Here is a 12,534-nt window from a genome sequence, read left to right on the forward strand (position 1 = left end):
CCTCAGACGCCCAGGTGCTGTTCCAGCAGGCCGGGCTGGGCCAGCAGCTCGGCCGACGTGCCTTCGAACACCACCTCGCCCTTGACCAGGATGACGTTGCGGTCGGTGATCTGGGTCACGTGCTTCCAGTTCTTGTCGACGATGACGCTGCTGATGCCACTCTCGCGGATCAGGCCGCAGATGCGCCAGATCTCGCGTGCGATCAGCGGGGCCAGGCCTTCGGTGGCCTCGTCCAGGATGAGCAGGTCGGGGTTGGTCATGAGCGCACGGCCGATGGTCAGCATCTGCTGCTCGCCGCCGCTGAGCTGCTGCCCGCCGTGGTTCAGGCGTTCGGCCAGGCGGGGAAAGGTCTCCAGCACGCGCTCGTAGGTCCATTCGCGCTGGCCCCGGGTGCCGGCACGGGCCGCCATGACCAGGTTCTCGCGCACGCTCAGGTTGCCGAAGATGCCGCGCCCCTCGGGCACGTAGGCGATGCCCAGGCGCGCCACCTCGTAGGGCGAGGCGCCGGTCATGGCACGGCCCTTGATCTCCACCGTGCCGCCGCTGGGCTTGACGATGCCCATGACCGACTTGAGCAGGGTGCTCTTGCCCATGCCGTTGCGGCCCATCAGGCCGATGGTCTGGCCCGGCTGCACCGTGAAGTCGATGCCGCGCAGGATGTGGCTCTGGCCGTAATGGGTGTGCAGGCCTCGGGCCTGGAGCAGGGCGGTCATGCGTGTTCCTCCCCGAGGTAGGCGGCCTGCACGCCGGCATCGGCCCGGATCTCGGCCGGGGTGCCGCTGGCGATCACCTGGCCGTTGACCATGACGGTCAGCACGTCGGCCAGGCTGAAGACGGCGTCCATGTCGTGTTCGACCAGCATCATGGCGTGGTCCTTCTTGAGGCGCTGCAGCAGGTCCACCATGCGCTCGGCCTCGGCCGTGCCCATGCCGGCCAGGGGTTCGTCCAGCAGCAGCACCGTGGGTTCGGTGGCCAGGGTCATGGCCACTTCGAGCTGGCGCTGCTCGCCATGGCTGGTGGTGCCGGCCACGGCCTTGGCGCGTGCGGTCAGGCCGGCCAGTTCCAGCGCCCGTTCGCAGCGGCGGTTGACGTCGGCCATGCTCCGGGCAGAGCTGAACCAGTGCAGCGGGTTGAAGGCGGCGTGCCGTTCGCGCGACTGGGCGGCCAGCCGCACGTTGTCCCACACGGTGAAGGGCAGGAAGATGTTGGTCTTCTGGTAGCTGCGGCCCAGGCCCAGGCGGGAGATGGCCTCGGGCTTGTGCCCGGCAATCCCATGGCCGCCCAGGGTGATGGTGCCGGAGGTGGGCGGCAGGTCGCCGGAGAGCAGGTTGGTCAGCGTGGACTTGCCGGCGCCGTTGGGTCCGATGACCGCGTGGATGCGGTCGCGGTGCAGGTCGACCGACACCTCGTTCACGGCGGCCAGGCCACCGAAGCGCTTGGTGAGCTGCCGCGCGCTGAGCACCGGCTGGCTGGCGGGGATCGGGTGGGTGGAGCTCATGCGGCATCCTTGCGGGTGAAGCGCTCGACCAGACCCAGCAGGCCGCGCGGCGCCACGATCACCACCAGCACGATGAAGCCGCCCATGAGCAGCTGCCAGTGCTTGGTGAGGTCCTTGAAGAAGTGCATGACGTACTCGAAGGCGAACGCACCGACGATGGCACCCGCAAAGTTCCCCATGCCGCCCAGGATGACCATCATGATGGCGTGCGCGCTCATGTGGAAACCCATCAGCTCCGGGTTGACGAAGCCGGTCTGCGCCGCCCACAGGTAGCCCGCCACGCCGGCCAGCGTGCCAGCCAGGGTGAAGGCGGTGAGCTTGTAGCCGAAGGTGCCGTAACCCACGGCCCGCATGCGGTGCTCGTTGACGCGGATGCCGGCCAGCACCCGGCCGAAGGGCGAGAACAGCAGCCGGCGCAGGAAGGCGTACACCAGCACCAGCACCGCCAGCGTGAAGTAATAGAAGGTGGTCTTGTTCTCCAGGTCCAGGCCGAGTGCCGTGGCGTCGGGCCGGAAGGTGACGTAGATGCCGTCCGATCCGCCCAGGCCCTTGTTGTCGAAGAACAGGAAGAACACCATCTGCGCAAAGGCCATGGTGACCATGATGAAGTAGATGCCGTGGGTGCGCACCACGAAGAAGCCGATGACGAGCGCGGCCAGGCCGGCACCGGCGGCGGCCAGCGGCAGCGACCACCACAGCGCGATCGGCGCGTCCTGCGGCGTGAGGAAGGCCAGCGCGTAGCCGGCCAGACCGAAGTAGGCCGCATGGCCCAGCGACACCAGGCCGGTCACGCCCTGCAGCAGGTCCAGGCTCATGGCGAAGATGGCCAGGATCATCATCTGCGACAGCATGCCGAGGTAGAAGTCGGCGCCGGTGAAGGGCATCAGCGGAAAGGCCGCCAGGGCGATGAAACCCAGTCCGAGGATGAACTGGATGCTGCGCGGCAGGCGCTCGAGTTGGGCTTTGGGGGAACTCATTGCTTGAACAGCCCTTCGGGCTTGTAGAGCAGCACCAGGGCCATCAGCATGTAGACCGCCATGCCGGCGATCTGCGGCACCAGCACCTTGCCGAAGGTGTCGACCAGACCGACCAGCAGCGCCGACACCAGCGCGCCGCGCACCGAGCCGATGCCGCCGATCACCACCACCACGAAGCACATGATCAGCACCGAGCTGCCCATGCCGGGGTACACGCTGGCAATGGGCGAGGCGATCATGCCGGCAATGGCGGCCAGCGCCACGCCCAGGGCAAACACCACGCCGTGGATGAGGCGGATGTTCACGCCCAGCGATTCGGTCATCTCGCGGTTGAAGGCACCGGCGCGGATCTTCATGCCCAGGCGGGTCCTGCTGATCAGCAGGTACAGGCCCAGCGCCAGCACGATGCAGATGCCCGACATCACCAGCCGGTACACCGGGTACGACAGGTTCTCGGTCAGCGGGATGGACCAGTTCAGCAGCTCGGGCACCTGGACTGCGTGCACATCGTCGCCCCACAGGATGGAGCGCAGCTCCTCGAAGATGTAGATCAGGCCGAAGGTCAGCAGCACCTGGTCGAGGTGGTCCCGGTGGTAGAAGTGGCGGAACAGCAGCCACTCCAGCGCCCAGCCGAACACCACGGCCAGCGCGGCACCCAGCACAACGGCCAGCGCCAGGCTGCCGGTCTGGCTGGAGATGAACCACGCGAGGTAGGCGCCCAGCATGTAGAAGCTGCCATGCGCCAGATTGACCACGCCCATGATGCCGAAGATCAGCGTCAGGCCGGCGGCCAGCATGAACAGCAGCAGCCCGTACTGCAGGCTGTTGAGCAGCTGGATGAGGAAGTTGGCGAAGTCCATGGGGGGTCTTGGGGAGAGGCCGACAGCAAACCGGCGCCACGCGGGCGCCGGCTGCAGGGGAGGGAAGGAACCGGGGTCAGCCCATCCGGCAACCCGTTGCGGGGTCGGCCACGGCCTTCTGGGCAATGCCGATCACCTTGTTTTCCTTGTTCTCGACCTTGCGCAGGTACATGTCCTGGATCGGGTTGTGGGCCTTGCTCATGGTCCACTGGCCGCGCGGGCTGTCGATGGTGGCGCCTTCCATGGCGGCGTACAGCGCCTTCTTGTTGTTCAGGTCGCCCTTGACCGCGTTGGCGCCCTTGATCAGCAGCAGGCCGGTGTCGTAGCCCTGCACGGCGTACACATCGGGCTGCAGCTTGAAGGTCTTGGCGTAGTTCAGGCGGAAGGTCTTGTTGCGCGGCGTGTCCAGCGAGTCGCTGTAGTGCATGGTGGTCAGCACGCCGTCGGCGGCCGGGCCGGCGGCTTCCAGCACACCCTCGGTCAGGAAGCCCGAGCCATAGAGCTGGATGTTCTTGTTCAGGCCGGCGGCCGCGTAGTCGCGCAGGAACTTGGCGGCGCCGCCACCGGCGAAGAAGCAGGCCACGGCGTCGGGCTTGAGGGCGGCGATTTCGGTCAGCAGGGCCTGGAACTCCACGTTGGGGAAGGGCAGGCCGAGCTTCTTGACGATGGTGCCGCCAGCGGCGGTGTAGCTCTGCTCGAAGCCCTCGTAGGCCTCGTCACCGGCGGCGTAGTTCCAGGTGATCCACACGGCCTTCTTGTGACCACGGTCCACCATGGCCTTGCCCAGGGCCAGCGTGGGCTGGCTGTTGGTGAACGAGGTGCGGAACACGTTGGGGGCGCACTGGGCGCGGGTGGCCACGTGCACGCCGGCATTGGGGATCAGGCTGAGCACGCCGGTGTCGCGGGCCACCTTGTGGATGCCCATCTGCACGCCGGAGTGCACGGTGCCCACCAGCACGTCGACCTTGTCGCGCTGCACCAGGCGGGTGGCGTTCTCGATGCCCTTGGCCGGGTTGGATTCGTCGTCCACCTTGAAGAACTCGACCTCGCGGCCGCCGAGCTTGCCGCCTTGCTCGTCCAGGGCCATGCGGAAGCCGTTCTCGATGGCCACGCCCAGCTGCGCGAAGGTGCCGGTGTAGGGCAGCATGAAGCCCACGCGCACCTTGTCGGACTGGGCGCGCACGATCTGCGGCAGCAGCAGGCCGGTGGAAGCGGCGCCGATCACGGCGGCACTGCGGGTCAGGACAAGTCGGCGGGTGGTCATGGGTGTCTCCTGTAGTCGGGTTGGAACGCGGCTCACTGTAGGGGGCGGGTCTGCGGGTGACGATCCTGACTTACCCTACTTCAAGTCTCAACTATTCATGTCTGAAATCAGGCCATGGCTGCCAGGGCCTGCGGCAACCATTCGCGGCACCAGGCGATGCCGGCCGCCTCGGGGTCGTCCACGGTGAAGGCGTCCAGCACCAGGGGCTCGCCCAGGCGCACGGCGCCCAGGTCCTTCAGGCGCTCGTCGAAGCGGCGCCCGCCGTTGGCGAAGGTGTTGGGGTACTGGGCGCTGTCGCCCAGGGCGATCAGGCCGTAACGCACATGGCCCAGGAAGCGGGGCTGGCTGTCCAGCGAGGCGTACAGGGCCTGCGCGTTGTCCGGCACGTCACCCGAGCCGTAGGTGGAGGTGCATATGACGTAAAGTGCATCTTCGTCAAAGACCGAGGTGTCCAGGCCGTTCATCATCCGGACTTCGATCGACCCGACCAGGTCGGCGCAGTCCAGCTCGATCGCCTGAGCGACGTACTCGGCCGTGCTGGTCATGGTGCCGACCAGGATGAGGAGCTTGGAAGGAGTGGGCATAAGCTGCACTTTAGTTCATGTTGTTCGGTGAATGTCTGCGGGTTTACCCCTTGTTTCTGCGATTCCCGGGGTCCGATCGGCCCTAAAATAAACAGCACACTGATATTTTGTGTGCCCATACAACACCCGGATCAAGGAAAGCATCTGATGCGCGCAGAACTCAAATGGACCGTCGTGGCCGTCGCCGTGGCGCTGGCCGCTTGCGGCAAGAAGGACGATACCGCCGCCGCCCCCGCCGGCGACGACACGCTCGTGGTGAAGATCGGCCATGTGGGCGCCACCAGCGGCGCCGTGGCCCACCTGGGCAAGGACAACGAGAACGGCGCGCGCCTGGCCATCGAAGAGCTCAACGCCGCCGGTGTGCGCATCGGCGACCGTGCCGCCCGTTTCGAGCTGCTGGCCGAAGACGATGCCGCCGACCCCAAGCAGGCCACGGCCGCTGCCCAGAAGCTGGTCGACGTGAACGTGCACGGCGTGGTGGGTCACCTGACCTCCGGCGCCACGCTGCCGGCCTCGCAGATCTACAACGATGCCGGCATTCCCCAGATCACGCCGTCGTCGACCAACCCCAAGTTCACCCGCCAGGGCTTTGCCGGTGCCTTCCGCCTGGTGGCGGACGACACCCAGCAGGGCGGCGCCCTGGGGCGTTACTCGGTGGAGTCGCTCAAGGCAAAGACCGTGGCCGTCATCGACGACCGCACGGCCTATGGCCAGGGCCTGGCCGACGAATTCGAGAAGGCCGCCGTGGCCGCCGGAGCCCAGGTGGTGGGCCGCGAGTACACCAACGACAAGGCGACCGACTTCAATGCGGTGCTGACCTCGCTCAAGGCCAGGTCGCCGGACGTCATCTTCTTCGGCGGCATGGACTCGGTGGGCGGCCCCATGCTGCGCCAGATGCGCTCGCTGGGCCTGCAATCGCTGCTGGTGGGCGGCGACGGCCTGTGCACCGCCGAGATGATCACCCTCTCCGACACCGCCCTGGGCGACGAGCGTGTTTTCTGCGTGGAGGCCGGTGGCGTGGACGGTGACGAGGTCGCTGCCAACGAGCAGTTCCGTGCCGCCTACAAGGCCCAGTACGGCACCGATGTGCAGGCCTACGCCGGCTATGCCTACGACGGCGTCAAGCTGCTGGCCGCGGCCATGCAGGCCGCCGGCTCGGTGGATGCGCAGAAGTACCTGCCTTCGCTCAAGTCCATCCAGTACCAGGGTGCCTCGGGCAAGGTGCGGTTCGACGAGAAGGGCGACCGTGTCAATGCCGCACTGACGCTCTACACCTTCAAGGGCGGTCAGCGCCAGAAGCTCGCGGTGATCCGCTGAGCGACCTGTGGCCAGAGTGACGGGGGGCGGGCTGGGGACACAATCGTGGTCTGTCGCAGCTTCCCACCCCGTCATGGCCCGCACCCCACCGATCGACCTGCCCGCCAACCGGCTCGACCAGCAGCTCTGTTTTGCGCTGTACCGGGCCACCAACGCCATCACGCACACCTACCGTGCGCCGCTGGCGGCGCTGGGCCTGACCTACCCGCAGTACCTGGTGATGCTGGTGTTGTGGGAAGACGGCGAGCAGACCGTGGGCGGCCTGGCCCAGCGGCTGGCCCTGGACGCCAGCACGCTCACGCCCCTGCTGCGCCGTATGGAGACCGCCGGGCTGGTGCAACGCCAGCGTGACCCTGCCAATCAGCGTTCGGTGCGCGTGCGCCTGACCGACGCGGGCCAGGCCCTGGAGGCGCCCACCGCGGCCATCCAGCAGCGCGTGGCCTGCGCCACCCGGCTCGACGGCCCCACTTTCGAGCAGCTGCGCCTGCAGCTGCACCGCCTGGCCGCCGACCTCGACGCCGCCTGATCGGCGCTGGATGCAGGGAGAATCCCTGATGTGCAATTGTTTGGTGGGCCAATAATCGGGCTTCCCCAACCCTCCGAGGTGCCTCATGTCCCGATCTGTCCTGTCCCTGTCTGCTGTGGCCGCTGCTGTGTCGCTGGTGGCCGGCATCCTGGCCGTCCCCGCCGCTTGGGCGGTCGACCCCACCCGCATGGTTGATGCCTTCGAGGCCACCAACGGCAAGTTCGAGGGCTTCCGTCGCTCTGGTGCCAAGGGCATCTGTGCCACGGGCGAATTCACCGGTTCGGCCCAGGGCCGGGCGCTGTCGGTGGCATCCGCCTTCTCGGGCAAGCCGGTGCCGGTGATCGTGCGTTTCTCGGTCGGCGGCGCCAACCCGAACGCGCCCGACAACGGCAAGGGCCAGCGCAACCTGGCGCTGCAGTTCGATCTGCCGGGGGGCGAGGTCTGGCAGATGGGCAACATCAACGCCCCCATCTTCGGCGCCGCCACGCCGGAGCAGCTGCTGGGCCGGGTGGAGTCGCTGCGCCCCGATCCGGCCACCAGGGCGGCCGACCCGGCCAAGGTGAAGGCGTTCGCCGATGCCAATCCCGAGGTGCTGATGCAGGGCAAATACTTCGCCTCGCAGCCGGTGCCGGCCAGTTATGCCAGCGTCAACTACTGGGGCGTGCACGGCTTCGGCTTCACCAACGACAAGGGCCAGACCCAGTACGGCAAGTGGATCTTCGAGCCGGTGGGCGGCGTGCAGGGCCTCACCGACGAGGAAGCCAAGGCCAAGGGACCGCAGTTCCTGTTCGACGACCTGCGCCAGCGCGTCAAGGCCGGCGGCGTGGCCTTCAACTTCATGCTGGAGCTGGCCCAGCCCAGCGACACGATCAACAAGGCCACCGTGCCGCTGCCCGAGGGTCGTCAGAAGGTGAACCTGGGCGTGCTCAGGATCACCGCGGTGTCGGCCGACGCCACCGGCCCGTGCGTGGGCATCACCTACAACCCCATGATCCTGCCCAAGGGCGTGGTGCCCACCGACGATCCCATGCTGGCCGGCCGCGCGGCGCCGTACGCCGTGTCGCTCGGTCGCCGGCTGGGCGAGGGCGCCAAGCAGTAAGGCGACTCAGGCGCGGGCCAGGCCGTCGGCGTTGGCCTGCGCGATGGCCCGGAATGCCGGGCTGATGCGCGGGTCGGCAGCGGCCGAGCGCCAGAAACCCAGGGCCAGCGCCAGCGCCCGGGGCCACACCGCCAGGGTGTGCACCGTCGGCCGTGGCGGCTGGGCGAGGAAGTCGCGCGGCACCACTTCGCCGGCCACCGGCGCGTACAGCATGGGCAGCATGTCGTAGGCCGGTGCCAGCCGCCAGCGGTGCTCGTGCAGCAGCAGCGACAGGTTGCCGTGGTGGCGGTCGGTGTTGGCGATCAGCGCACCGAAGGCATCGAGCAGGCCGATGGTGTGCACATCATCGGGGTGCAGCCGCTCCGGGCCGGCGACGTCGGAGCGGTGGGCGGTGTCCACCCAGTTGTGGCCGGCGCCGATGTACTGGCGGTCATAGACCTCCAGCGACACCATGCCGATCCGGCCGCCCGATGCGGTGCGGTCGAACCGGCGGCTTTCCAGGAATACCCGGCCGCCAGCCATCTCGATGCGGCTGTGGGCCGCCGGCACGCCGGCCTCTGCCAGCGTCTGCAAGGCCAGGCCTTCGCAGACCAGCAGATCGCGCCAGCGCTGGCTGGCCGCACTGTCGTCGGCCGGCGAGAACTTCACCAGCACCGCGTGACCGTCGCGCACCGCGCCGAACTTGGGCTGTTCGCCGCCGGCGCTCGACCCCGGCGTGCCCAGGTCCAGCGCCTGGGTGGCCATGGCCGGGTAATCGATGGCGGGATCGCTCGCCACCGGTGCCGCCACCCGCAGGGGCGAGGGCAGGGCCATGAACCGGTCGAAGGCCGCCGCGCCCACCAGCAGGTTGCCCGGCAGGTCTTCGCCGGCGTTCACCAGGGCTTTGAGGATGTGGTCGTCGTTCCAGTGGGCCAGGTTGGCGGGCAGCTGCAGGGCCGTATGGCGGCCGACAAAGCCACGCCCCAGAAAGCCCTGGGGCCGCATGTCGTACAGGAACCAGGGCAGGCTCTCGTGCCGGGCGCTCTGGCCGTGTTCGCGGTCGGCCTCGTCCATCCAGAAGCCTTCCGGGGCCAACGGGTGGAGGGTGCCGAAGAACCGCACCGAGCCGTCGGGCTGCACCGCATGCACCGGCACCTGGCGGCCCACGCCCGGCACGTCGCGGGGCAGCAGGTAGCGCCGCGCGCGGGCCGAACCCGCCGCCACCAGTTGTCCGTTGGCCACCAGTGGCGCGAGCAGGCGCGACGCCGTGGGCTGGCTGATGCCCAGGTGCACCTGCAGCTCCGGGCTGGTGGCGGTGCCGCCCCGTTGCCGCAGGGCGGTCAGCAGATCATGGGAGGTGCTGGGCATGAATGGATTCTTGAATGAATTTTTTCATTCTAAGCCGTTGTCAGGAAAAGAGAATCCGGAAACGGTGAATCCATCGGTATTGGCCTGCCCGGAGGGACTCGAACCCCCGACCTGCTGCTTAGAAGGCAGCTGCTCTATCCAGTTGAGCTACGGGCAGTGTGACCACCGGGTGTGCGGTGGCGGGGCCGGATGGAGAAAAGGCCCACGCTGTGGGCCTTTTCGTTGTGGTGGTCGGAGCGGCGGGATTCGAACTCGCGACCCTCTGCTCCCAAAGCAGATGCGCTACCAGGCTGCGCTACGCTCCGACTGAAGCGGCGGATTGTACCTGCGCGCAGCCCCCCGTCCGGCCGCCGTCAGCGCTTCTGGTACTGAACGGCACCGAACAGGGTCTGGCGGGCCTTGTCGTCGGTCAGCGGCTTGCGGGCATCGGCCAGCACCGCGACGCCGCGCTGCACGGCCGGGCGTGCAGCGATGCGGTCGAACCAGTCCTTCAGACGCGGGTAGTCGGCCCAGTCGATGCCCTGGTTCTGCCAGCTGCGCAGCCACGGAAAGATGGCGATGTCGGCCACGGTGTACTGGCGCCCGGCCATGAACGGGTGGTGCGCCAGCTGCCGGTCCATCACGCCGTACAGGCGTTTCGCTTCGTTGGTGTACCGGTTGACGGCGTACTCGATCTTCTCGGGCGCATAGATGCGGAAGTGGTGAGCCTGGCCCAGCATCGGCCCCACGCCCCCCATCTGGAACATGAGCCACTCCAGCACCTTGAAGCGGTCGCGGTCGGAGCGGGGCAGGAACTTGCCGGTCTTGCTGGCCAGGTACAGCAGGATGGCGCCCGACTCGAACAGGCTGATGGGCTTGCCGTCCGGCCCGTGCGGGTCGACCATGGCCGGGATCTTGTTGTTGGGGCTGATCTTCAGGAAGGCCGGCTCGAACTGGTCGCCCTTGGCGATGTCGATCGGGTGCACCTGCCAGTCGCGGCCGAGCCTGAGCCCGCACTCCTCCAGCATGATGTGGACCTTGTGTCCGTTGGGCGTGGGCCAGGAATAGACATCGATCATGGGGGTCTCCGTGGTGCGCTGCGCAAGGGGTGTCAGCGCGGGCACTTTACGGGAAAATGCGGCGCATGTTCGACCGTGCACGCCATGCCCTGCAGCGCCTTGTGGGCGCACCCGATGCGCCTTCGGGTGCCCCGCTCACCCAGTGGTGCCGCCAGCACGGACTGAGCTTCAGCCAGCAGGGGCCGATGGCGTTCGCCGTCAATGGCGCCGAGGGCGCCCGCATCTGGCGCGCAGCGTGCGGGCCGTCCACCCGCGGCTACATCCGTGGCCACGAGCTGCTGGCCCGTGTGCACCTGGGGCGCGACGACGGTGCCCTCATCGTGCTGATGAACCGCCCGCTGCGCCACGACATCGAGGCCGTGGCCCACACCCTGTTCGCCCGCGCCACCGACGATCTGCAGACCATGGCACAGGAGGTGCCCGAGGAAGTGCGCTGGATCTCCAGCCTGCGCGACACCGGCTGGCAAGGTCCGCCGGCCGATTTCTGGACGCGCCACGCCGTCTTCACCGACGATCCCTCGGCCGCCCGCCGCTGGCTGGACGACGAGGCGGTGGACCGCCTGCTGGCCTGGCCGCCCGGCGGCGTGACGGCGCAGACCCCCATGCTCATCACCCGCCAGCGCGGGCGCCTGCAGCTGCGCCTGCAGATGGACCCGCCGGCCGATCCCGACACGGCGGTCCATGCGCTGGACCTGCTGCGCCACCTGGCCGGTCAGGCCACCTGAATCAGCTGCCGCGGGTGATGGGCATCTCGACCTCGGTCTTGATCGCCATGTGACGGGCCAGCTCCAGCTTGGCGATGGACTGGCGGTGCACCTCGTCCGGACCGTCGGCCAGGCGCAGGGTGCGCTGGTTGGCATAGCTGTAGGCCAGCGGGAAATCGTCGCTCACGCCACCGCCGCCATGGGCCTGGATGGCCATGTCGATGATGTCGCAGGCCATGTTGGGCGCCACCACCTTGATCATGGCGATCTCGGCCTTGGCCACCTTGTTGCCCACCGTGTCCATCATGTAGGCGGCCTTGAGCGTGAGCAGGCGGGCCATCTCGATGCGGCAGCGCGCATCGGCGATGCGCTCGTGCCAGACCGACTGGGCCGACACCGGCTTGCCGAAGGCCACGCGGCTGTTCAGGCGCTGGCACATCAGTTCGAGGGCGCGTTCGGCGGCGCCGATGGAGCGCATGCAGTGGTGGATGCGGCCGGGGCCGAGGCGGCCCTGGGCGATCTCGAAGCCACGGCCTTCGCCCAGCAGCAGATTGCCCGCCGGCACGCGCACGTTCTCCAGCACCACCTCCATGTGGCCGTGCGGCGCGTCGTCGTAGCCGAACACGCTGAGCGGGCGCACCACCTTGATGCCCTTGCTGTTGGCCGGCACGATGATCATGGACTGCTGCGAATGGCGGGGCGCGTCCGGGTTGCTCTTGCCCATGACGATGTACACGGCGCAGCGCGGGTCACCGGCGCCCGACGACCACCACTTGCGGCCGTTGATGACGTACTCGTCGCCATCGCGCTCGATGCGGCACTGGATGTTGGTGGCATCGCTCGAGGCCACCTCGGGTTCGGTCATCAGGAAGGCCGAGCGGATCTCGCCGCGCAGCAGCGGCTCCAGCCACTGGTCCTTGAGTTCCTCGCTGGCATAGCGCTCGAAGGTCTCCATGTTGCCGGTGTCGGGCGCCGAGCAGTTGAAGACCTCGGCCGCAAACGGCACCCGGCCCATGATCTCGCACAGCGGTGCGTATTCCAGGTTGGACAGGCCCTCCGGTGCGCGCGGGCTGCGCGGCAGGAACAGGTTCCACAGGCCGGCGGCGCGGGCCTTGGGCTTGAGCTCTTCGATGATCTTCGTGGGGATCCAGGCGTTGCCGGCCGCGCGGTTGGCGGCGATCTCGGCAAAGAAGCGGGCCTCGTTGGGGTAGATGTGTTCGTCCATGAAGGCGAGCAGACGCTCGCGCATGGCCTTGACCTTGTCGGTGTAATCGAAGTTCATGGTGGCTCCTGGTGGGAT

13 protein-coding genes and 2 tRNA genes are annotated in these 12,534 nt (G+C 68.1%); 4 read left to right on the forward strand and 11 right to left on the reverse strand.

Annotated elements, in window-relative coordinates:
- Positions 1–2: 2 nt before the first annotated feature.
- The 6 genes from WD026_RS03380 to WD026_RS03405 form a co-directional block, all read right to left on the reverse strand.
- On the reverse strand, positions 3–713 hold the full coding sequence (locus tag WD026_RS03380) for an ABC transporter ATP-binding protein (protein WP_425722240.1): 711 nt from the start codon (positions 711–713) through the stop codon (positions 3–5).
- A complete protein-coding gene (locus WD026_RS03385) occupies positions 710–1,498 on the reverse strand; it encodes an ABC transporter ATP-binding protein (RefSeq protein ID WP_425722241.1) in 789 nt (262 codons plus the stop codon). Before WD026_RS03385 ends, WD026_RS03380 begins: the two co-directional genes overlap by 4 nt.
- Positions 1,495–2,475 (reverse strand): branched-chain amino acid ABC transporter permease, encoded by a 981-nt coding sequence (locus tag WD026_RS03390; RefSeq protein WP_425722242.1) that lies wholly within the window; start codon positions 2,473–2,475, stop codon positions 1,495–1,497. The genes WD026_RS03385 and WD026_RS03390 overlap by 4 nt, the downstream gene beginning before the upstream one ends.
- Positions 2,472–3,335 (reverse strand): branched-chain amino acid ABC transporter permease, encoded by an 864-nt coding sequence (locus WD026_RS03395; protein ID WP_425722243.1) that lies wholly within the window; start codon positions 3,333–3,335, stop codon positions 2,472–2,474. Before WD026_RS03395 ends, WD026_RS03390 begins: the two co-directional genes overlap by 4 nt.
- A 76-nt stretch (positions 3,336–3,411) precedes the next feature.
- The gene (locus WD026_RS03400) at positions 3,412–4,599 is read right to left on the reverse strand and encodes an ABC transporter substrate-binding protein (RefSeq protein ID WP_425722244.1); all 1,188 of its coding nucleotides are present in this window, start codon (positions 4,597–4,599) and stop codon (positions 3,412–3,414) included.
- 107 nt (positions 4,600–4,706) lie between these two features.
- A complete protein-coding gene (locus tag WD026_RS03405; RefSeq protein WP_425722245.1) occupies positions 4,707–5,183 on the reverse strand; it encodes a flavodoxin domain-containing protein in 477 nt (158 codons plus the stop codon).
- Between the two features lie 147 nt (positions 5,184–5,330).
- On the opposite strand from WD026_RS03405, the gene WD026_RS03410 reads away from it, so the two are divergent.
- The 3 genes from WD026_RS03410 (at position 5,331) to WD026_RS03420 (ending at position 8,125) form a co-directional block, all read left to right on the forward strand.
- Positions 5,331–6,500, forward strand: a complete 1,170-nt coding sequence (locus WD026_RS03410) for a branched-chain amino acid ABC transporter substrate-binding protein (RefSeq protein ID WP_425722246.1) — start codon at positions 5,331–5,333, stop codon at positions 6,498–6,500.
- Between the two features lie 73 nt (positions 6,501–6,573).
- Positions 6,574–7,026: a MarR family winged helix-turn-helix transcriptional regulator gene (locus tag WD026_RS03415; RefSeq protein WP_425722247.1), complete on the forward strand. Its 453-nt coding sequence runs from the start codon at positions 6,574–6,576 to the stop codon at positions 7,024–7,026.
- 85 nt (positions 7,027–7,111) lie between these two features.
- Positions 7,112–8,125, forward strand: coding sequence for a catalase family peroxidase (locus WD026_RS03420; protein WP_425722248.1), 1,014 nt, complete (start codon positions 7,112–7,114; stop codon positions 8,123–8,125).
- Positions 8,126–8,131: 6 nt separating this feature from the next.
- On the opposite strand, the gene yjjJ is transcribed toward WD026_RS03420, so the two are convergent.
- The 4 genes from yjjJ to WD026_RS03440 all read right to left on the reverse strand — a co-directional run bounded on the left by yjjJ (position 8,132) and on the right by WD026_RS03440 (position 10,530).
- Positions 8,132–9,472, reverse strand: coding sequence for a type II toxin-antitoxin system HipA family toxin YjjJ (gene yjjJ / locus WD026_RS03425; RefSeq protein ID WP_425722249.1), 1,341 nt, complete (start codon positions 9,470–9,472; stop codon positions 8,132–8,134).
- 80 nt (positions 9,473–9,552) lie between these two features.
- Positions 9,553–9,629, reverse strand: a tRNA-Arg gene (locus WD026_RS03430).
- A 71-nt stretch (positions 9,630–9,700) separates the two neighbouring features.
- Positions 9,701–9,777, reverse strand: a tRNA-Pro gene (locus WD026_RS03435).
- A 48-nt stretch (positions 9,778–9,825) separates the two neighbouring features.
- The gene (locus WD026_RS03440; protein ID WP_425722250.1) at positions 9,826–10,530 is read right to left on the reverse strand and encodes a glutathione binding-like protein; all 705 of its coding nucleotides are present in this window, start codon (positions 10,528–10,530) and stop codon (positions 9,826–9,828) included.
- Positions 10,531–10,595: 65 nt separating this feature from the next.
- Between WD026_RS03440 and WD026_RS03445 the strand changes: the two genes are divergently transcribed.
- Positions 10,596–11,255 (forward strand): hypothetical protein, encoded by a 660-nt coding sequence (locus tag WD026_RS03445; RefSeq protein ID WP_425722251.1) that lies wholly within the window; start codon positions 10,596–10,598, stop codon positions 11,253–11,255.
- A gap of 1 nt (position 11,256) precedes the next feature.
- Here the strand turns inward: WD026_RS03445 and WD026_RS03450 are convergent, their stop codons facing one another.
- The gene (locus WD026_RS03450) at positions 11,257–12,516 is read right to left on the reverse strand and encodes an acyl-CoA dehydrogenase family protein (protein ID WP_425722252.1); all 1,260 of its coding nucleotides are present in this window, start codon (positions 12,514–12,516) and stop codon (positions 11,257–11,259) included.
- Between the last annotated feature and the right edge of the window lie 18 nt (positions 12,517–12,534).

Source organism: Hydrogenophaga sp. R2 (assembly GCF_049843595.1).
GTDB lineage: Bacteria > Pseudomonadota > Gammaproteobacteria > Burkholderiales > Burkholderiaceae_C > Hydrogenophaga.

What these genes read in the sequence shown, in the direction of transcription:
- WD026_RS03395 (WP_425722243.1), bottom strand. Translation starts at nt 3,335, where the DNA reads ATGGACTTCGCCAACTTCCTCATCCAGCTGCTCAACAGCCTGCAGTAC.
- WD026_RS03420 (WP_425722248.1), top strand. Translation starts at nt 7,112, where the DNA reads ATGTCCCGATCTGTCCTGTCCCTGTCTGCTGTGGCCGCTGCTGTGTCG.
- WD026_RS03410 (WP_425722246.1), top strand. Translation starts at nt 5,331, where the DNA reads ATGCGCGCAGAACTCAAATGGACCGTCGTGGCCGTCGCCGTGGCGCTG.
- WD026_RS03380 (WP_425722240.1), bottom strand. Translation starts at nt 713, where the DNA reads ATGACCGCCCTGCTCCAGGCCCGAGGCCTGCACACCCATTACGGCCAG.
- WD026_RS03385 (WP_425722241.1), bottom strand. Translation starts at nt 1,498, where the DNA reads ATGAGCTCCACCCACCCGATCCCCGCCAGCCAGCCGGTGCTCAGCGCG.
- WD026_RS03445 (WP_425722251.1), top strand. Translation starts at nt 10,596, where the DNA reads ATGTTCGACCGTGCACGCCATGCCCTGCAGCGCCTTGTGGGCGCACCC.
- WD026_RS03415 (WP_425722247.1), top strand. Translation starts at nt 6,574, where the DNA reads ATGGCCCGCACCCCACCGATCGACCTGCCCGCCAACCGGCTCGACCAG.
- WD026_RS03390 (WP_425722242.1), bottom strand. Translation starts at nt 2,475, where the DNA reads ATGAGTTCCCCCAAAGCCCAACTCGAGCGCCTGCCGCGCAGCATCCAG.
- yjjJ (WP_425722249.1), bottom strand. Translation starts at nt 9,472, where the DNA reads ATGCCCAGCACCTCCCATGATCTGCTGACCGCCCTGCGGCAACGGGGC.
- WD026_RS03400 (WP_425722244.1), bottom strand. Translation starts at nt 4,599, where the DNA reads ATGACCACCCGCCGACTTGTCCTGACCCGCAGTGCCGCCGTGATCGGC.
- WD026_RS03450 (WP_425722252.1), bottom strand. Translation starts at nt 12,516, where the DNA reads ATGAACTTCGATTACACCGACAAGGTCAAGGCCATGCGCGAGCGTCTG.
- WD026_RS03440 (WP_425722250.1), bottom strand. Translation starts at nt 10,530, where the DNA reads ATGATCGATGTCTATTCCTGGCCCACGCCCAACGGACACAAGGTCCAC.
- WD026_RS03405 (WP_425722245.1), bottom strand. Translation starts at nt 5,183, where the DNA reads ATGCCCACTCCTTCCAAGCTCCTCATCCTGGTCGGCACCATGACCAGC.